A 20,355-nucleotide genomic window follows, 5' to 3' on the forward strand; every position below is an offset into this window, starting at 1 on the left:
CGGTTGATGCGCCTCTACGACCTCGCCGAACTCCCCGTACGCCCCCGCGCCCCGCGCAGGTCGTAGGACTCGCGAACGAGCACGGTCCGGCCAAAACTCGGTGGGCGTTGTCAGTGCCGATCCGTAGGCTCGCTGCTGATGCCCACGACACGTGCGACCGCCGAGGAACCCGACCAGTCCGCCGAGGAGCCCGGCCGGGCCGAGGGGCGGTCCGCCGTACGTACGCTGCTGCGGCTGTGGCCCTATGTGCGGCCCGTGCGGGCGCGGCTGTCCGTCGCCGCGTTCGTGGCAATCATCGCGTCGTGCGTGGGTCTGGTCATCCCGCTCGTCCTGAAGTGGATGGTGGACGGGCCGGTCGCCGACCGGGACCCGGCGGGCGTGTGGCTCGGGGCGCTGTACCTGCTGCTGCTCGGGCTCGCGGAGGCGCTGCTGTTCGGGCTGCGGCGCTGGCTCGTGGCGCGGCCCCTGGCCGGGGTGGAGGCGTCGATGCGGGCGGACCTCTACCGGCATCTCCAGCGTCTGCCGGTCGCCTTCCACGACCGCTGGGCCTCCGGGCAGCTGCTCTCGCGCGGCACGACGGATCTGATGCTGCTGCGGATGTTCCTCGCGTTCCCGTTGACGTTCCTGCTGGTCAACGCGGTCACCATCGTGGTCGGCGTGATCATCATGCTGGTGCAGGACTGGACGCTCGGGCTGGTCATCCTGGGGCCCGCCGTCCCCGTGATCGTCACCTGTGTCCTCTTCGAGCGGAAGTACGCGTCGGTCGCGCGGCTCGCCCAGGACCAGGTGGGCGACCTCACCACGGTCGTCGAGGAGAGCGTGCTCGGGATCCGCATCATCAAGGGGTTCGGGCGGCACCGCAGCCAGGCGCGGGCGTTCCGTGAGCTGTCGCGGACGCTGCGGGGGACGGAGCTGCGCAAGGCCCGGCTGCTGTCGGCGATCTGGGGCGTCATCATCACACTGCCCGAGCTGGCGATCGGGGCGGCGCTGGTGCTGGGGGTGGTCCAGGTCGCGGACGGTGTGCTCTCGGCGGGCACGCTGGTCGCTTTCCTCTCCACCGCGCTCGCGCTGCGCTGGCCCGTCGACTCCATCGGCTTCCTCCTGGCGATGAGCCAGGAGGCGGCGACGGCGACGGAACGGTATTTCGAGGTGATGGACGAAGAGCCGGAGTCCGGCGAGACCAAGGAGCCCGGTGGCCCGGCGCTCGCGTTGGCCGGAGGCGGGGCCCGCGGCTCGGCGGTACGAGGTGCCGCTGCGCCCACCCGTGCCGCCCCAGCGGCACAACTGCCCGCAGCTGAGACGGCCCATGAGACTGGCGGGCTCCGGTTCCACGACGTCACCTTCCGCTATCCCGACGCCGCCCCCGACAGCGCCCCCACCCTCGCCCACATCGACCTGCACATCCGCCCCGGCGAGTCGATGGCCCTGGTCGGCGGCACCGGCTCCGGCAAGACCACGCTCACCGCCCTCGTCCCCCGTCTGCACGAGGTGACGTCCGGCCGCATCACCCTGGACGGCGAGGACATCACCGAGATGCCCAGGGAATCGCTGCGCGCCCTCGTCGCCGTCGCCTTCGAGGAGCCCACCCTCTTCTCCGCGACCGTCGGCGAGAACGTCCTCATGGGCGCCCCGGCGGACGCGGGCGAACAGGAGCTGGACCGCGCCCTGGCCATCGCCCAGGCGGAGTTCGCGCACGCGCTCCCCCAGGGCACCGCCACCCAGGTCGGCGAACAGGGCCTCAGCCTCTCCGGCGGCCAGCGGCAGCGGCTCGCGCTCGCGCGGGCGGTGGTCGGCAGACCCCGCTTCCTGGTCCTCGACGACCCGCTGTCCGCGCTGGACGTGCACACGGAGGCCGCGGTGGAGGCCGCGCTGCGCCGCGTGCTCGCGGAGACGACCGCGCTGATCGTGGCGCACCGCCCGTCGACCGTGCTGCTCGCCGACCGCGTGGCGCTGCTCTCCGGCGGCCGGGTCACGGCGGTGGGCACCCACCAGGAACTGCTGCGCACGAACACGGAGTACGCCCATCTGATGTCCGGGACCGAGGAGGACGAGCGATGACGGCGCCCACGACCACCGCGCCGGACAAGGAACCGGACAAGGAGCCGGACAAGGAACCGAAGGGGGCGTCGGGCGGCGAGCCGGGCGGGAAGCCGGGCAGGGCGACCTCCTTGGCGAAGCCCGGCTCCGACGACCCCTTCGACCACGACGACCTCCCCACTCCCCCGGGCGCCACCCTCGCCCTGCTGCGCTCCCTGCTCGCGCCGATGCGGGCCCGCGTCATCATGGCGAGCGTGCTGCTTCTGCTCCAGCAGGCGGCCGTACAGGCGGGCCCGCTGCTGGTGGCGTACGCCATCGACAGTGCCGTACCGGCGCTGCGGGACGGGCGGCACGGGCCGCTGATCGCGGTGGCGGCCGGGTATCTGGCGTGCGCGCTGGCGGCCGGCGGGCTGCAGTACCTGTTCATCGGGGCGTCCGCGCGGGTCAACCAGGACGTGCTGCTGGAGCTGCGCGGCCGGATCTTCCGGCACGCGCAGGCGCTGAGCATCGACTTCCACGAGCGGTACACCTCCGGCCGGCTCATCTCCCGTTCCACCACGGACGTCGAGTCGCTGCGCGAGCTGCTCGACGAGGGGCTGCAGGAGCTCATCGGGGTGATCCTCGCCTTCGTCTACATCTCGGCGATGCTGCTCTGGCTGGACCTGGGGCTGGGCGCGGCGGCGGTGGCGTCGTTCGTGCCGCTGTACGGCTTCGTGCGGAGCTACCGGCGGCGCGCGGCGAACGTGTACACGGCCCGGTCCAGTGCGATCGCTGCGGTGATCGTGAAGTTCGCGGAGACGATGAACGGCATCCGCCCGGTGCGGGCGTTCCGCCGGGAGGCCGCCAACGACGCCGAGTTCAGCGCCCTGAACAGCCACCACGAGCGCAAGAACGGCGACGCGATCCTGGAGATGGCCCGCTATGTGGTCTGCTCCCGGGTCGTCGCCAACATCACGGTCGCGGCGATCGTGCTGTGGGGCGCGTACCGGGTGGCGTCGGAGACCCTCGCGCTGGGCGTGCTGGCGGCTTCGGTGCTGTATCTGCGGCGGCTGTACGACCCGATCGACCGGCTCGGCATGTTCCTGAACTCGTACCAGTCGGCGGCGGCCTCGCTGGAGAAGATCGCGGGTCTGCTGGCCCAGGCCCCGTCGGTCCCCGAGCCCGCCGAGCCGAAGGAGCTGCCCGCGGCGGCCTCCGAACTGCCGGGCCGCGAGGTCGTGTTCGACGACGTACGGTTCGCGTACCGCACCGGCGGCGAGATCCTGCCCCGCTTCGACCTCACCCTCGCGGCGGGCAGCACGGTGGCGGTGGTCGGCTCCACCGGCGCCGGCAAGTCGACCCTCGCCAAGCTGGTGGCGCGTTTCTACGACCCCTCGTCCGGACGGGTCCTGCTCGACGGCGTCGACCTGCGCGACCTCCCGGTGCCCGAGCTGCGGCGCGGGGTGGTCATGGTGACCCAGGAGTCGTTCCTGTTCTCCGGCACGGTCGCCGAGAACATCGCCATCGGCAGCCCCGACGCGACCCGCGAGGACATCGAGCGCGCCGCCAAGGCCATCGGCGCCCATGACTTCATCACCTCCCTGCCCGACGGCTACGACACCGACGTACGCAAACGCGGTGGCCGTATCTCCGCCGGTCAGCGCCAACTCGTCGCGTTCGCACGGGCGTTGCTCGCCGACCCGGCCGTCCTCATCCTGGACGAGGCGACCAGTTCCCTCGACATCCCGGGCGAACGGGCCGTCCAGCGCGCGATGACGACGGTGCTGCGCGGACGCACGGCCGTGGTGATCGCCCACCGCCTCTCCACGGTCGAGATCGCCGAGCGCGTCCTGGTGATGGAACACGGCCGCATCGTCGAGGACGGCAGCCCCGCCGACCTGATCGCAGACACGGGCCGCTTCGCGGACCTCCACCGGGCATGGCGGGACAGCCTGGCGTAAGACCCGCGCCCCGATAGGGGCGCGGGGAACTGCGCGAGAAGCCCCACCGGGCCCGCACCCGAAATCGCACCCACTCACCCACTCACCCACTCACCCAAGTCCACACAGAAACCGGGGGCCGATGATCAACCCGTACGACGACCCCGGCACCCCCGACCGCCGCGGCGGAGCCCACTACCTCTGGTGGCTGGTCAAGCGGCAAGCCCCCCGCTCGGCCCTCGGCTCCCTCATCTCGTGCGTCTGGATGGTCCTGCTCGCGGCCACCCCGTATCTGCTCTCCCGCGCGATCGACGACGGCCTGGAACCGGGCGACGACCGCGCCCTGTTCGGCTGGACCGCCACCCTCTTCGGCGTCGGCGCCTTCAACGCCTGGCTGAGCATCATGCGCCACCGCACGATGACCCGCGTCCGGATGGACGCCAACTTCCGCACGGTGAAGGTCGTCGTGGCGCACGCCGTCCGGCTGGGCGCCGCGCTGCCGCGCCGCGTCGGCGCCGGGGAGGTCGTCACCATCGGCGTGGGCGACGTCAACACGATCTCGTCCTCCCTGACGGTCATCGGGCCGGGCGTCGGCGCGATCGCCGCGTATCTGGTGGTCGCCGGGCTGCTCATGTCGGTCTCGCTCCCCATCGCGGCCGTCGTGCTGCTCGGGATGCCGCTGATGGCCGTGGTCGTGGGGCCGTTGATGCGGCGGCTGCAGGGCAGGGAGACGGAGTACCGGGAGCGGCAGGGGGTGCTGACCGCGCGGATCGCGGATCTCGCGGGCGGGCTGCGGGTCCTCAACGGGCTCGGCGGCAAGGGGCTGGTCGCGGACGCCTTCCACCGGGACTCGCGGCGGCTGCGGTCGCAGGGGTACCGGGTGGGGGCGGTGACCAGCTGGATGCAGGCGCTCGGGGTGGGGCTGCCGACGGTGTTCCTGGCGGTGGTGACCTGGCTGGCGGCCCGGCTCGCCGCGCAAGGGGCCATCACCGTGGGCGAGTTGGTGGCGGTGTTCGGGTTCGTCACCGTGCTCGTACGCCCGGTGTCGTACTTCGTGGACTGGGGGTACGAGGTGAGCCGCGGGGTGGTGGCCGCGCGGCGGGTCGTCCGGTTCCTGAGCCTGGAGCCGCTGCCGGACCACGGCACCACGGACGCGCCCGCCGAGCCCTCGGCGCTGCACGATCCCGACTCCGGGGTCCGGGTGCCGCCGGGGCGGCTGGTGGCGCTGGCCGCCGACCGGCCGGCCGAGGCGGCGGCCGTGGTGGACCGGCTCGGCCGGTATGCGCCGACTGCGGTGACCTGGGGCGGAACCCCGCTCGACGCGATCCCGCTGGCGCAGGTCCGGGCGCGGATCCTGGTCGCGGACCACGAGGCCGACCTGTTCGCGGGGCGGCTGCGCGAGGTGCTCGGCGGCGGACAGGGGGACGTGGACGACGCCACGGCCGCGCGGGCCCTGCGGGCGGCCGTGGCGGAGGACATCGTGCAGGGCCTGTCGGACGGCCTGGACTCGGCGGTCGACGCGCACGGCCGCAATCTCTCCGGGGGCCAGCGGCAGCGGGTACGGCTGGCGCGGGCGCTGGTGGCCGACCCGGAGATCCTGCTCGCCGTGGAGCCGACCTCGGCGCTGGACGCGCACACCGAGGCCCGGGTCGCCCAGCGGCTGCGGGCCGCCCGCGCGGGCCGTACGACCCTGGTCACCACCACCTCACCCCTCGTCCTCGACCACGCGGACACCGTCCTGCACCTGGTCGACGGCAAGGTCACGGCGACGGGCACCCACCGCGAACTCCTCGCCGCCGAACCGGGATACCGGGCGCTGGTGGCCCGGGACGCGGGCGAGGCGGAGGGCTCGCGGGACGCGGCGGACTCGGACGACGACACCCCGGCAGAGGACTCGGACGACGACACCCCAGCACAGGAGGCCGTACGGTGACCGCTGCCGCACCCACCCACCCCCCGGGCCGGCTGCCCGTCGCCGACGCCTCGGCCGTACGGCGGGCCACCGTACGGCTGGTGCGGGCCGACGGGCGGGCGTTCCTCGCCGTGCTGGGGCTGAACGGGGCCGCCGCCGCGACGGGCCTGGCCGCGCCGTGGCTGGTGGGCCGGATCATCGACGAGGTGCGCGGCGGGGCCGGCGTCGGGGTGGTGGACCGGCTGGCGGGGGCGATCCTGCTGTGCGCGCTGGCGCAGTTGCTGCTGGCGCGCTGGGCCCGCTATGTGGGGCACCGGTTCGGGGAGCGGACGCTGGCGCGGGTGCGGGAGGAGTTCGTGGACCGGACGCTGGCGCTGCCGGCCTCGGTCGTGGAGCGGGCGGGGACCGGTGATCTGACGGCGCGCGGCACGGCCGACGTGGACGCGGTCGGCCGGACGCTGCGGGTCGTGGGCCCCGAGCTGCTGATCAGCTCGGTGCAGGCCCTGTTCCTGATCGGCGCGGTGTTCGCGCTGGACCCGCTGCTCGGGGTGTGCGCGCTGTTCGGGCTGAGCGGGATCGGGGTGGTGCTGCGCTGGTATCTGCGCCGGGCGCGGGCCGGGTATCTCGCGGAGGGCGCGGCCAACTCGGAGGTCGCGGAGATCGTCGCGGCGACCGCGTCCGGGGCGCGTACGGTCGAGGCGCTGCGGCTGGAGCGGCGGCGGATCGCGGCGAGCGGGGACGCACTGGAGACGTCCCGGCGGCGCCGCTTCCACACCCTGTTCCTGCGCACGGTGTTCTTCCCGGGGGTGGACGTCTCGTCCTTCGTGCCCCAGGTGCTGGTCCTGCTGGTGGGCGGGGCGCTGCTCGCGCGCGGCTCGGTGACGCTGGGCGCGGTGGTGGCGGCGGCCCTGTATCTGCAGCAGCTCGGCGGCCCGCTGGACGAGATCCTGATGCGGGTCGAGCTGTTGCAGAGCAGCGGTGCGTCGTTCGCGCGGGTGGAGGGGCTGGCGGGCGCGCCGCGCGCGGGCTCCGCGACCACGCCGGAACCGGTGGACGACCGTATCGACGTGCGGGGTGTCCGTTACGCGTACGAGCGGGGCGGCGAGGTGCTGCGCGGTGTCGATCTGACGGTCCGGCCCGGCGAACGGCTCGCGGTGGTGGGCCCGTCGGGTGCCGGGAAGACGACGCTGAGCCGTCTCCTCGCGGGCATCGACGCGCCGACGTCCGGCACGGTGACCGTCGGCGGGGTGCCGGTCGTCGACCTCGACCCCGAGCGTCTGCGCCGCCAGGTCGTCCTGGTCACCCAGGAGCACCATGTGTTCCTGGGCACGGTCCGCGACAACCTGCTGATCGCCGAACCGGCGGCCACGGACGGGGAGTTGTGGGCGTCGCTGGCGGCCGTGGGCGCGGACGGCTGGGTCCGTGACCTGCCCGAGGGCCTCGACACCCGGCTCGGCGAGGGCGGTCGCCGCACGGACGGCCCCCAGGCGCAGCAACTCGCCCTCGCCCGGGTGGTCCTGGCCGACCCGCACACCCTCATCCTCGACGAGGCCACCGCTCTCCTCGACCCCACCACCGCCCGCCACACCGAACGCGCTCTCGCCGCCGTCCTCCAGGGCCGCACCGTCATCGCCATCGCCCACCGCCTCCACACCGCCCACGACGCGGACCGGGTGGCCGTCATGGAGAACGGCCTCCTGACCGAACTCGGCACCCACGAGGAGCTGGTGGCGGCGGAGGGCGCGTACGCGGCGCTGTGGCGGAGGTGGCACGGGGAAGGGTCGGGCGAATAGTCCGTATAGCGAACATGACCAACCGGTCAACGGAGCGTTTCCGGCCAACTTCTTGACGCGGTCCTGACAGGAAGCGCGATCTGGTGCCACTCTGCCCACAACCGCGGCACAGCAACCTCACAAGGAGCGCGCGCCGTGCCGCGCGGCACCCCCCACGCATGTGGTTTCGCGTTCACCAGTTCTCATCAGTTCTCACCTTGTTCTGCCCGGGCGGCCACCAGCCGTCCGTTCTCCCCTGGCCGTGCGAACCGCGGCCACGCAGAAGGAGTCAGTGTTGAGACGCCAGTCCCACAGACGCACCTCCCACACCGGTAACACCTTCGGCCACAGCACCCGGCGCCGCGCGGCCGCCGGCGCGCTCGTGGCCGTCACCGCCCTGCTGGCCGCCGCCGTCCAGTCGGGCTCCGCCACCGCCGCCCCGGAGAAGGCACCGTCGGCCGCGGGCAAGGCCACCGGCGCGGCCTCGGTCAAGCTCACCCCCGCCCAGCGGGCCGAGCTGATACGCGAGGCCGACGCCACGAAGGCGGAGACCGCCGAGGGCCTGAACCTCGGCGCGAAGGAGAAGCTCGTCGTCCGTGACGTGGTCAAGGACCGCGACGGCACCGTGCACACGCGCTACGAGCGGACGTACGACGGACTCCCGGTCCTCGGCGGCGACCTGGTCGTCGAGACCTCGAAGGCGGGCGCCACCGAGGACGTCGTCAAGGCCACCAAGGCGAAGATCGCGGTCAAGTCGCTCACCCCCGCCGTCTCCGCGGGCAAGGCCGAGAAGCAGGCGCTCGGCGCCGCGAAGGCCGAGGACGCCAAGAGCCCCGAGGTCAACCGCGCGCCCCGCAAGGTCGTCTGGGCCGCGAGCGGCAAGCCGGTCCTCGCCTACGAGACGGTCGTCGGCGGCTTCCAGCACGACGGCACCCCGCAGGAGCTGCACGTCATCACCGACGCCACCAGCGGCGCCAAGCTGTACGAGTGGGAGGCCGTCGAGACCGGCACCGGCAACACGGTGTACAGCGGCTCGGTCAACCTCACGACCACGCAGTCGGGTTCGACGTACAACCTCACCGACGGCGCGCGCGGCAACCACCGTACGTACAACCTGAACCGCGGCACCTCCGGCACCGGGACGCTCTTCTCCGGCCCGGACGACGTGTGGGGCAACGGCACGCCGTCGAACCTGGAGTCGGCTGCCGCCGACGCCCACTACGGCGCGGCGCTGACCTGGGACTACTACAAGAACGTGCACGGCCGCAACGGCATCCGCGGGGACGGCGTCGGCGCCTACTCGCGTGTGCACTACGGCAACAACTACGTCAACGCGTTCTGGCAGGACACCTGCTTCTGCATGACGTACGGCGACGGCTCGGGCAACGCCAACCCGCTGACCTCGATCGACGTGGCCGCCCACGAGATGACCCACGGGCTCACCTCCAACACGGCCGGCCTCAACTACTCCGGCGAGTCCGGCGGTCTGAACGAGGCCACCTCGGACATCTTCGGCTCGACCGTCGAGTTCTTCGCCAACAACTCCTCCGACGTCGGTGACTACCTCATCGGCGAGGAGATCAACATCAACGGCGACGGCACGCCGTTGCGCTACATGGACCGGCCGAGCAAGGACGGCTCGTCCCGGGACGCCTGGTACTCGGGCATCGGCTCGATCGACGTGCACTACTCCTCGGGCCCCGCGAACCACTTCTTCTATCTGCTGAGCGAGGGCAGCGGCGCCAAGACCATCAACGGCGTCAGCTACAACTCGCCCACCTCGGACAACCTGCCGGTGACCGGCATCGGCCGGGACAAGGCGGAGAAGATCTGGTTCCGCGCGCTGACCACCAAGTTCACCTCGACCACCAACTACGCGGCGGCCCGCACCGGCACCCTCGCGGCCGCCGGTGAGCTGTACGGCACCACGTCCGCCGAGTACACGGCCGTGGCGAACGCGTGGGCGGGCGTCAACGTGGGCACCCGGCCCGGCGGTGGCGGGGGCGGCGGTACGTCGTTCGAGAGCACGACCGACGTATCGATTCCGGACAACGGCGCGGCGGTCACCTCGCCCGTCACGGTCTCCGGCCGGACCGGAAACGCACCCTCCAACCTCGCGGTCGCCGTGGACATCGTCCACACCTACGTCGGTGACCTCCAGGTCCAGCTGGTCGCCCCCGACGGCACGGCCTACACGCTGAAGGCGTACGGCACCGGCGGCAGCGCGGACAACCTCAACACCACGTACACCGTGAACGCCTCCTCCGAAGTGGCCAACGGCGTCTGGCGGTTGAGGGTCCAGGACAACGCGGCCCAGGACACCGGGTACATCAACAGCTGGAAGCTGACGTTCCCGTAGACCGCTCGCGCGCACGGGCAGGTCACCCGCGCGCACCCGCTCCACACTCCTGACAGGCGTCGCCCCGGTGGGTCAATTCCCGCCGGGGCGGCGCCCGTTCATGTTCCCGCAACATTCACCGGCCAGTCGACTTTCGGCCAACATCACCATCCCCTCCTGACATGAACACGACTCAGGTGTCACTCTTCCTCCACCCGCCGCACCAGCACCGCAGCACTCCCCCACATAAGGAGCTTGTGTGTCTCCCCTCTACGCGCGTCACAAGCGCACCACCCTCGCCATCGCGACCGCCGTCGCCGCAGGCGCGCTGCTGACCACCGGACTGACCTCCGGTGCCACCGCCCAGCCCGCGCCCGTCGCGGACAAGGCCCGGCCGGCCGGTGCCCCGGTCGCTCTGACCCCCGCCGCGCGCACCGCCCTGATCAAGGAGGCGGACGCGGCCACGGCCGAGACCGCCGACGAGATAGGCCTGGGCGCCCAGGAGGAACTGGTCGTCCGTGACGTCCTCAAGGACGCGGACGGCACGGTCCACACCCGCTACGAGCGCACCTACGGCGGCCTCCCGGTCCTCGGCGGCGACCTCGTCGTCCACGAGTCGAAGGCCGGTGACATCAAGAGCGTCACCAAGGCCACGAAGGCCACCGTCGAGGTCACCGACCTGACCGCGGCCGTCACCAAGGCCACCGCCGAGAAGCAGGCGCTCAAGGCAGCGCAGGCCGAGGGCTCCACCAAGGCGGCGGCCGACAAGGCGCCCCGCAAGGTCGTCTGGGCGGCGGACGGCAAGCCCGCCCTCGCCTACGAGACGGTCGTCGGCGGCTTCCAGCACGACGGCACCCCGCAGGAGCTGCACGTCGTCACCGACGCGGAGACCGGCAAGAAGCTCTACGAGTGGGAGGCCATCCAGACCGGTACCGGCAACAGCCAGTACAACGGCCAGGTCACCATCGGCACCTCGCTGTCCGGCTCGACGTACCAGCTGAACGACACCGCCCGTGGTGGCCACAAGACGTACAACAAGGCCCGCTCGTCGTCGGAGTCCGGAACGGGCACACTCTTCACCGACGCGGACGACGTCTGGGGCACCGGCACGGTCTCCAGCTCCTCCACCGACCAGAACGCCGCCGTGGACGCCCACTACGGCGCCCAGGTCACCTGGGACTTCTACAAGAACGTCCTCGGCCGCAACGGCATCAAGAACAACGGCGTCGCCGCCTACTCCCGCGTCCACTTCCGCAACGCGTACCAGAACGCCTTCTGGTCCGACAGCTGCTTCTGCATGACGTACGGCGACGGCGCCGGCAACGTCAAGCCGCTCACCTCGCTGGACGTGGCGGGCCACGAGATGACCCACGGCCTCACCTCGAACACCGCGGGCCTCAACTACTCGGGCGAGTCCGGCGGTCTGAACGAGGCCACCTCGGACATCCTCGGCACGGCGGTCGAGTTCTACGCCGCCAACACCAAGGACCCGGGCGACTACCTGATCGGCGAGAAGGTCGACATCCGCGGCAACGGCACCCCGCTGCGCTACATGGACCAGCCCAGCAAGGACGGCTCGTCGGCCAACTACTGGTCCTCCTCGCTCGGCGGCCTGGACGTCCACTACTCCTCGGGCCCGGCGAACCACTTCTTCTACCTCCTCTCGGAGGGCAGCGGCGCCAAGACGATCAACGGGGTCTCATACAACTCCCCCACCTCCAACGGCGCCACGATCACGGGCATCGGCCGCGCCAAGGCCATCCAGATCTGGTACAAGGCGCTGACCACGTACATGACGTCGACGACGAACTACAAGGGCGCCCGTACGGCGACCCTGAACGCGGCGTCCTCGCTCTACGGCGCGAGCAGCGCGGAGTACGCGGCGGTGAACGCGACGTGGGCGGCGGTCAACGTGACCGCGTGACCTCGCGGCCCGGTTCCTAGGCTGCTCGGGGCGGTACCCGGAGAGAAGGCGACTCCGGGTACCGCCCTAGTCTGTGCGCCATGCCCGAAACCAATGGCCCCCTCGGCCCGCTCCCCGAGGGCCCCTTCACCTACGACGCGGTCGGCGCGACCCGCGAGGGCCACTGCCCGCCCGACTTCAGCCCCCTCCACGTCCGCTCCCGCATAGGCGAGGGCACGGACGTGTTCGAGCGGGCCGCGCACGCCGTCAGCACGTGGGAGATGCACCGCGCGATGGGCGTGGGCATACGGACGGACGCGGCGGAGGCCGCCCCGGGCGTCGACGTGACCGTGACCCTGGGCGGCCTCATCAAGGCCCCCTGCCGCGTCGTCTGGACGGTCGACGACCCCCGCCGCAAGGGCTGGGCCTACGGCACGCTCCCGGGCCACCCGGAGTGCGGCGAAGAAGCCTTCATAGTCGACCGCACCGGCGACGGCACCGTCTGGCTCACGGTCACCGCCTTCAGCCGCCCCGCCAAGTGGTACGCCCGAGCAGCAGGCCCCGCGACCCGGGGCCTGCAACACGCGTACGCACGACGCTGCGGAGTGATACTGCGACGGCTGGCGGGGGACCCGAAGGAGTGATCCGGGCCGACCTCCGGACTACCGCATCAACACCCCCGCCTCCACCCCCAGCTCCTCCGAAGGCACCGCCAGCAGTCCCAGTTCGGCGGGGGCGGCCAGTAGGCGGTGGGTGGGGAGGATGCGGACCGTGTAGCCGAAGGAGCCGGTGCGGTCGAGGGAGAGGGGGCCCTCGTAGGACCAGCGGCCCTCCCCGTCGGGGCCGGTCACCGGTTTCAGGGGGACGTACGTCGCGTCCGTGATGCGGTCCTCGGTGTCGACGCGGCCGGAGACCGCCTGGACCTCCACGTCGTCCGGGGACAGTTCGCCGAGCCCGACCCGGACCCGTAGCACCAGCGTCGCGCCCAGTTCCGCGGCCGTATCGAGCGGCGCCGCCGAGGTCTCCACATGGTCCACGGTCACCCGGTGCCAGGCGCCCCGGACCCGTGCCTTCCACTCGGAGAGCTCGCGGGCCGTGTCCGGGACCAGCGCCCGGTGGGCCCGCGCGGCCGGGGCGTACAGGCGCTCGACGTACTCGCGGACCATGCGGCCCGCCAGCACCTTCGGCCCGAGATGGGTGAGGGTCTCGCGGACCATCTCGATCCAGCGGTCGGGCAGCCCGCCCGGTCCGCGCTCGTAGAAGCGCGGGGCGACCCGCTGTTCCAGCAGGTCGTAGAGGGCGGCGGCCTCCACGTCGTCCCGGCGGTCCTGGTCCTCGGCCGTCGCCGTACCGTCGGCGGTGGGGATGGCCCAGCCGAAGTCCGGCCGGAACCACTCGTCCCACCAGCCGTCCAGGACGGACAGGTTGAGACAGCCGTTCAGGGCCGCCTTCATTCCGCTCGTCCCGCACGCCTCCAGCGGGCGGAGCGGGTTGTTGAGCCACACGTCGCAGCCCGGGTACAGCTTCTGGGCCATGGCCATGCCGTAGTCGGGGAGGAAGACGATGCGGTGGCGGACGCGCGGGTCGTCCGCGAACCGCACCAGCTCCTGGATCAGCCGCTTCCCGCCGTCGTCCGCCGGATGCGCCTTGCCCGCGATCACGATCTGGATCGGGCGCTCCGGGTGGAGGAGCAGCTCCATCAGACGGTCGGGGTCGCGCAGCATCAGGGTCAGGCGTTTGTACGAGGGGACGCGGCGGGCGAAGCCGATGGTGAGGACGTCCGGGTCCAGGACCCCGTCGATCCAGCCCAACTCCGCCGTGCCCGCACCCCGCTGCCGCCAGGAGGCGGACAGGCGTTCCCGTACCTCGGTGACCAGTTGCTCGCGCAGGTCCCGGCGCAGCTCCCAGATGTCCTGGTCGGGGATGTCGCCGACGGCGTCCCAGCGCTCGGAGCCGCCGACGGACATGGCGTCCTCGGTCCGTTCGGCGCCGATCTGCCGGGCGCCGAGCCGGAACACCTCCGGGGCCACCCAGGTCGGCGCGTGCACCCCGTTGGTGACCGAGGTGATCGGCACCTCGTCCGGGTCGAAGCCCGGCCACAGACCCGAGAACATCTCCCTGCTGACCTGCCCGTGCAGCAGGGAGACACCGTTGGCGCGCTGGGCGAGCCGCAGCCCCATCACCGCCATGTTGAAGACGTTCGGGTCGCCGTCCCCGTACGTCTCCATGCCGAGCCCGAGGATGCGGCCCACATCGAGGCGCGGGAGTTCGGCGTCGGGGCCGAAGTGGCGGGCGACCAGTTCGCGGTCGAAGCGGTCGATGCCGGCGGGGACGGGGGTGTGGGTGGTGAACACCGTGCCGGAGCGGACGGCCTCCAGCCCGGCGTCGAAGTCCAGCCCCTCGTCGCAGAGTTCGGCGATCCGCTCCAGGCCGAGGAAGCCGGCGTGCCCCTCGTTGGTGTGGAAGACCTCGGGGCCCGCGTGCCCGGTGATCCGGCAGTACGCGCGTACGGCCCGCACACCTCCTATGCCGAGCAGCATCTCCTGGAGGAGCCGGTGTTCGCTGCCGCCGCCGTACAGCCGGTCGGTCACCCCGCGTTCGCCGAGGTCGTTCTCCTCGACGTCCGAGTCGAGCAGCAGCAGCGGTACCCGGCCGACCTGGGCCTGCCAGATACGGGCGTGCAGCCGACGCCCGCCGGGCAGGGCCAGTCCGACCTGGGCCGGGGTGCCGTCGGTGTCCTGGAGCGGTACCAGGGGCAGTTCGTTGGGGTCGAGCACCGGATAGTGCTCCTGCTGCCAGCCGTCCCGGGACAGGGTCTGCCGGAAGTAGCCGTGCCGGTAGAGCAGTCCGACACCGATCAGCGGGACACCGAGGTCGCTGGCCGCCTTCAGATGGTCGCCGGCGAGGATGCCGAGGCCGCCGGAGTACTGCGGCAGGGCGGCCGTGATGCCGAACTCGGGCGAGAAGTAGGCGATGGCGGCGGGGAGTTCGGACGTGACGGCGGCCTGCGGCTCCGGCGCCTCCGGCGCCTGTGCCGGCGCCTGTCCGGGGGGCCGCGCCGGCGCCTGCCCCGGCACCCGGGGCAGGCCGTGGCTCTGCCCCCGCCCCTGCTCCTGGTACCAGCGGTCCCCGGTGACGTAGTCACGCAGGTCGTCGGCGACGGCGGTCAGCCGGCGCAGGAAGCGCCGGTCCTCGGCGAGTTCGGCGAGGCGCCGGGCGGAGACGGAGCCGAGGAGGCGGACGGGGTCACCGCCCGACGCGGCCCAGCGTTCGGGGTCGACCGACTGGAAGAGGTCACGGGTCTCGGCGTGCCAGGACCAGCGCAGATTGCGCGCCAGTTCGCTGAGCGGACGCAGGGCTTCGGGCAGGACGGGTCGGACGGTGAATCTGCGGATGGCCTTCACAGAGGGTTCCACCTTCGCGCCAGGACGTACGGGCCGGGGGGACGCACTCCGCTGTGCGCCGTTCGTCTCCCCCCGACGGTAGCGGCGCGGGGGCCCGGCAACCACGGGGCGTCCCCTCGGTATGCGATTACGGCGCATCCGTACCCCGGCCGCCCCGCCGGGCAGTCCACCCCGGGGAGTTCAGTCCGGAATTCGCCGCACCCCGGACACAAGCCGCACATGTACCCCATGTGTGCATCCCGCAGCCGATATGGCCGATTCCACACCTCTGCGCGGCCTTGTGGGGCTTCACACCGCACGAGAGGCTGCCCAGTGGAGCACCGGCCGACCTCGGCCGGGGAGGGGGTTCTCACGCATGCACGATCCGACAGAGGCGAGAAGCAGGCACAGGCGCTGGGCGGGAGGGCTCACGGCGGTACTGACGGTCGCCGCACTTTCGGCCATCTCGCCGCCGGCGCGGGCCGCGACGGAGGGGATCGTCCTCGGAGCCGGTGAAGCCGGCTCCGTCAGCGGCAGTTACATCGTCACCCTCAAGGCGGGAACGAAGGCTCCGTCGAAGGCCGGGAAGGGCATAGCGGCGAAGTACGGGGCGAAAATACGCCACATGTACAGCACCGCCCTGAACGGCTACTCCGTGACGGCCGGTGAGCGCCAGGCCAGACGGCTCGCGGCGGACTCCCGTGTGGCCTCGGTCGTCCAGGACACGAAGGTCGCCTACGACGACACACAGGCCGAATACGTCGACACGAAGGCCGCTCACGACGACACACGGGCCGCCCCCGACCGCCGCCAGCCGAACCCGCCCTCCTGGGGCCTGGACCGCCTCGACCAGCCGGACCTGCCCCTCGACAAGAGCTTCACCTGGCCGACTTCGGCGGGCAAGGGCGTCACCGTGTACGTGATCGACACCGGAGTCCGGATCACCCACAAGGAGTTCGGCGGCCGGGCGGTCGACGGCTGGGACTTCGTGCAGAACGACCGCACCGCCCAGGACGGCAACGGCCACGGCACCCATGTCGCGGGCACCGTCGCCGGCGCCTCGGCCGGGGTCGCCAAGAAGGCGAAGGTCGTCGCCGTACGCGTACTCGACGACGCGGGCGCCGGGACGACCGCCCAGGTCATCGCGGGTATCGACTGGGTGACCCGGCACGCGCGGAAACCGGCCGTCGCCAACATGAGCCTGGGCGGCAACGGCAACGCCCAACTCGACACGGCCGTACGCAACTCCATCGCGTCCGGGGTCACCTACACGGTCGCCGCCGGCAACGACGGGCGCGCCGCGGGCCTCTCCTCACCCGCCCGGGTCAAACAGGCGATCACCGTCGGCGCCACCGACAGGAAGGACGTCCGCGCCCCCTTCTCGAACTGGGGCCCGAGCCTTGACCTGTTCGCCCCCGGTGCGTCCATCACCTCCGCCTCCCACCGGAGCGACACCGGCAGGGTGACCTCCTCCGGTACGTCCATGGCCACCCCGCACGCGGCGGGCGCGGCGGCGCTGTATCTGGCCGACCATCCCCGGGCGGCCCCGGCCGATGTGGGCAGGGCGCTGGTGAAGCGTGCGGTTTCGGGCAAGGTCAAGGACAGATATCCGGGCTCCCCGAACAGGCTTCTGCACGTCGACAATCCGTAGGGCGCCGTAACACCACAGGTGAACGACCCTTTACCCAGAGCGACTACAGTGACCGGTCTCGCCCTGCTCGGACGAGGCCGGTCTTGTGTGTAGACATACGCGTGAGTAGTTAACAAAGTGCCGGAATGCCCACCCGCACTGTGTGGGAAGGCTCCACCGGTACGCCCCAATGGCCCCACCTCCCCACACCCTCATCCGCCCACCCACGTTGACGCGGACAGGAGCGGTCATGCCCGCCACGCACCACTCGTCACCACCCCCGACGACCAGTACCACCACCGCACCACCCGACAGCACCGCCGCACAGCCCGTACGCCCGGCGCACACGGGCCCGCCCGCGCCGTCCGCGCCGCCCCCGGCACCCCCCACGACTCCGGGCGCCCCCACGATCGGGCGGATACCGGTCATGGACGTACGGCCGACCGTCCACCACGGCCGCCGTCCGGCGAAGGCCGTCGTGGGCGAGGCCTTCGAGATCTCGGCCGTCGTCATCCGGGAGGGCCATGACGCGGTCGCCGCCAACGTCGTGCTCAGGGACCCGGAGGGCCGCCCGGCCGACTGGACCCCGATGCGCGAACTCGCCCCCGGCACCGACCGCTGGGGCGCCACCGTGGCCGTACCGAGCGAGGGCCTGTGGTCCTACGCCGTGGAGGGCTGGGGCGACCCGATCGCCACCTGGCGGCACCACGCCCGCATCAAGGTCCCGGCGGGCATCGACACCGAACTCGTCCTGGAGGAGGGCGCCCGCCTCCACGAGCGCGCCGCCGACGGCATCCCCGAGGGCGGGACCGGCCGGGGCACGCTCCGCGCCGCCGTGGACGCGCTACGGGACTCCACGCGCCCCGACTCCTCCCGTCTGGCGGCGGCGTTGGCGCCGGAGGTGGACGAGGTCCTCACCCACCACCCCTTGCGCGAACTGGTCACGTCCTCCGAGCCGCTGCCGCTGCTGGTGGAGCGTGAACGGGCCCTGTACGGCTCCTGGTACGAGTTCTTCCCGCGTTCCGAGGGCACCCCCGAGCAGCCCCACGGAACCTTCCGCACGGCCGCCCGCCGCCTGCCGGCCATCGCCGCGATGGGCTTCGACGTCGTCTACCTGCCCCCGATCCACCCGATCGGGACCACCTACCGCAAGGGCCGCAACAACACCCTCTCCCCGACACCGGACGACGTCGGCGTGCCGTGGGCGATCGGTTCCCCCGAGGGCGGCCACGACGCCGTCCACCCCGATCTCGGCACGATCGAGGACTTCGACTTCTTCGTCGCCGAGGCCCGCGCCCAGGGCCTGGAAATCGCCCTGGACTTCGCCCTGCAGTGCTCCCCCGACCACCCCTGGGTGCAGAAACACCCCGAGTGGTTCCACCACCGCCCCGACGGCACCATCGCCTACGCGGAGAACCCGCCGAAGAAGTACCAGGACATCTACCCCATCGCCTTCGACGCCGACCTGCCCGGCCTCATCACCGAGACCACCCGCGTCCTGCGGCACTGGATGGACCACGGCGTCCGCATCTTCCGCGTCGACAACCCCCACACCAAACCCGTTCTCTTCTGGGAACAGGTCATCGCCGACATCAACACCACCGACCCCGACGTCATCTTCCTCGCCGAGGCCTTCACCCGCCCCGCGATGATGCACACCCTGGCCGCCACCGGCTTCCAGCAGTCCTACACCTACTTCACCTGGCGCACCACCAAACAGGAACTCACCGAGTACGCCACCGAACTCGCCGGGGAAGCCGCCGCCTACATGCGGCCCAACTTCTTCGTCAACACCCCCGACATCCTCCACGCCTTCCTCCAGGAAGGCGGCCGCCCCGCCTTCGAACTCCGCGCCGTCCTCGCCGCCACCCTCTCCCCCACCTGGGGCGTCTACTCCGGCTACGAACTCTGCGAGAACACCCCCCTCAAACCCGGCAGCGAGGAATACCTCGACTCCGAGAAATACCAACTCCGCCCCCGCGACTGGGACACAGCCGCACAAGACGGACGTACGATCGCCCCACTGCTCGGCAAGCTTAACGAGATCAGGCGCCGGAGCCCGGCGCTGCGCCAGTTGCGGGATCTGCGCTTCCACCATGCCGACCAGGAAGCGGTGATCGCCTACTCGAAGCGCGCGGGCTCGAACACGGTTCTGGTGGTGGTCAACCTCGATCCCCACCACACCCAGGAGGCCACGGTCTCGTTGGACATGCCGCAACTCGGCCTGGACTGGCATGAGTCCGTGCTGGTGCGCGACGAGCTCACCGGCGAGGTCTACACCTGGGGCAGGAACAACTACGTACGTCTTGAACCGGGCCGCACGCCCGCCCACGTACTGACCGTCCTGCGACCGTCCAACCCGCAGATCGGGGGGTCACCCACACAATGATCGTCAACGAGCCCGTTCCGGACACCTTCGAGGACACTCCGCAGAAGGACCGGGACCCGGACTGGTTCAAACGCGCCGTCTTCTACGAGGTCCTCGTCCGCTCCTTCCAGGACAGCAACGGCGACGGCGTCGGCGACCTCAAGGGCCTGACCGCCAAACTCGACTATCTGCAGTGGCTCGGCATCGACTGCATCTGGCTCCCGCCCTTCTTCAAATCCCCCCTCCGCGACGGCGGCTACGACGTCTCCGACTACACCGCCGTCCTCCCCGAATTCGGCGACCTCGCCGACTTCGTCGAATTCGTCGACGCCGCCCACCAACGGGGCATGCGCGTCATCATCGACTTCGTCATGAACCACACCAGCGACCAGCACCCGTGGTTCCAGGAGTCCAGGAAAGACCCCGACGGCCCCTACGGCGACTACTACGTCTGGGCCGACGACGACAAGCAGTTCCCCGGCGCCCGCATCATCTTCGTCGACACCGAAGCCTCCAACTGGACCTTCGACCCCGTCCGCAAGCAGTACTACTGGCACCGCTTCTTCTCCCACCAACCCGATCTCAACTACGAGAACCCGGCGGTGCAGGAGGAGATGATCTCGGCGCTGCGGTTCTGGCTGGACCTGGGCATCGACGGCTTCCGGCTGGACGCGGTGCCGTACCTGTACCAGCAGGAGGGCACCAACTGCGAAAACCTTCCCGCAACCCACCACTTCCTGAAGCGGGTGCGGAAGGAGATCGACGCGCACTACCCGGACACGGTCATCCTGGCGGAGGCGAACCAGTGGCCGGAGGACGTGGTCGACTACTTCGGTGATTTCGCGAGCGGCGGCGACGAATGCCACATGGCGTTCCATTTCCCGGTCATGCCCCGCATCTTCATGGCGGTGCGGCGGGAATCGCGCTATCCGGTCTCGGAAATCCTCGCCAAGACCCCCGCCATTCCCGCGAACTGCCAGTGGGGCATCTTCCTGCGGAACCACGACGAGCTGACCCTCGAAATGGTCACGGACGAAGAACGCGACTACATGTACGCGGAATACGCCAAAGACCCACGCATGCGCGCCAACAT

Annotated in this window: 11 protein-coding genes; 10 read left to right on the plus strand and 1 reads right to left on the minus strand. The window is 71.4% G+C overall.

Features of this window, described 5'->3' with window-relative positions:
* Positions 1-138 precede the first annotated feature (138 nt).
* The 7 genes from ACZ7MG_RS40150 to ACZ7MG_RS40180 all read left to right on the plus strand — a co-directional run bounded on the left by ACZ7MG_RS40150 (position 139) and on the right by ACZ7MG_RS40180 (position 12,525).
* On the plus strand, positions 139-2,058 hold the full coding sequence (locus ACZ7MG_RS40150) for an ABC transporter ATP-binding protein (RefSeq protein WP_471396001.1): 1,920 nt from the start codon (positions 139-141) through the stop codon (positions 2,056-2,058).
* Complete coding sequence (locus tag ACZ7MG_RS40155; protein WP_471395999.1) at positions 2,055-3,977, plus strand: ABC transporter ATP-binding protein; 1,923 nt, start codon at positions 2,055-2,057, stop codon at positions 3,975-3,977. The genes ACZ7MG_RS40150 and ACZ7MG_RS40155 overlap by 4 nt, the downstream gene beginning before the upstream one ends.
* A gap of 121 nt (positions 3,978-4,098) precedes the next feature.
* Positions 4,099-5,889, plus strand: a complete 1,791-nt coding sequence (locus ACZ7MG_RS40160) for an ABC transporter ATP-binding protein (protein WP_471395997.1) — start codon at positions 4,099-4,101, stop codon at positions 5,887-5,889.
* A complete protein-coding gene (locus ACZ7MG_RS40165; RefSeq protein WP_471395995.1) occupies positions 5,886-7,661 on the plus strand; it encodes an ABC transporter ATP-binding protein in 1,776 nt (591 codons plus the stop codon). Before ACZ7MG_RS40160 ends, ACZ7MG_RS40165 begins: the two co-directional genes overlap by 4 nt.
* 271 nt (positions 7,662-7,932) lie before the next feature.
* Positions 7,933-9,999 (plus strand): M4 family metallopeptidase, encoded by a 2,067-nt coding sequence (locus ACZ7MG_RS40170; protein ID WP_471395993.1) that lies wholly within the window; start codon positions 7,933-7,935, stop codon positions 9,997-9,999.
* A gap of 238 nt (positions 10,000-10,237) precedes the next feature.
* Positions 10,238-11,902, plus strand: a complete 1,665-nt coding sequence (locus tag ACZ7MG_RS40175; protein ID WP_471395991.1) for a M4 family metallopeptidase — start codon at positions 10,238-10,240, stop codon at positions 11,900-11,902.
* 80 nt (positions 11,903-11,982) lie between these two features.
* Positions 11,983-12,525 (plus strand): DUF1990 family protein, encoded by a 543-nt coding sequence (locus tag ACZ7MG_RS40180; RefSeq protein WP_471395989.1) that lies wholly within the window; start codon positions 11,983-11,985, stop codon positions 12,523-12,525.
* An 18-nt stretch (positions 12,526-12,543) separates the two neighbouring features.
* On the opposite strand, the gene ACZ7MG_RS40185 is transcribed toward ACZ7MG_RS40180, so the two are convergent.
* Positions 12,544-15,285 (minus strand): glycosyltransferase family 1 protein, encoded by a 2,742-nt coding sequence (locus tag ACZ7MG_RS40185; RefSeq protein WP_471395988.1) that lies wholly within the window; start codon positions 15,283-15,285, stop codon positions 12,544-12,546.
* Positions 15,286-15,640: 355 nt separating this feature from the next.
* Here ACZ7MG_RS40185 and ACZ7MG_RS40190 point away from each other — a divergent pair, with 355 nt between their 5' ends.
* The 3 genes from ACZ7MG_RS40190 to ACZ7MG_RS40200 form a co-directional block, all read left to right on the plus strand.
* Positions 15,641-16,915 (plus strand): S8 family peptidase, encoded by a 1,275-nt coding sequence (locus ACZ7MG_RS40190; protein WP_471395986.1) that lies wholly within the window; start codon positions 15,641-15,643, stop codon positions 16,913-16,915.
* Positions 16,916-17,144: 229 nt separating this feature from the next.
* Positions 17,145-19,283 (plus strand): alpha-1,4-glucan--maltose-1-phosphate maltosyltransferase, encoded by a 2,139-nt coding sequence (locus tag ACZ7MG_RS40195; protein WP_471946674.1) that lies wholly within the window; start codon positions 17,145-17,147, stop codon positions 19,281-19,283.
* Positions 19,280-20,355 (plus strand): alpha-amylase family glycosyl hydrolase (locus ACZ7MG_RS40200; RefSeq protein ID WP_471946676.1); only part of this gene is annotated, 1,076 nt, incomplete at its 3' end. The genes ACZ7MG_RS40195 and ACZ7MG_RS40200, both read left to right, overlap by 4 nt.

Source organism: Streptomyces sp. NPDC107538, assembly GCF_055657445.1.

Bases quoted from the DNA above. Each gene is read 5' to 3' on its own strand.
- ACZ7MG_RS40150 (WP_471396001.1), top strand. From the start codon at position 139: ATGCCCACGACACGTGCGACCGCCGAGGAACCCGACCAGTCCGCCGAG.
- ACZ7MG_RS40155 (WP_471395999.1), top strand. From the start codon at position 2,055: ATGACGGCGCCCACGACCACCGCGCCGGACAAGGAACCGGACAAGGAG.
- ACZ7MG_RS40160 (WP_471395997.1), top strand. From the start codon at position 4,099: ATGATCAACCCGTACGACGACCCCGGCACCCCCGACCGCCGCGGCGGA.
- ACZ7MG_RS40180 (WP_471395989.1), top strand. From the start codon at position 11,983: ATGCCCGAAACCAATGGCCCCCTCGGCCCGCTCCCCGAGGGCCCCTTC.
- ACZ7MG_RS40190 (WP_471395986.1), top strand. From the start codon at position 15,641: ATGCACGATCCGACAGAGGCGAGAAGCAGGCACAGGCGCTGGGCGGGA.
- ACZ7MG_RS40195 (WP_471946674.1), top strand. From the start codon at position 17,145: ATGCCCGCCACGCACCACTCGTCACCACCCCCGACGACCAGTACCACC.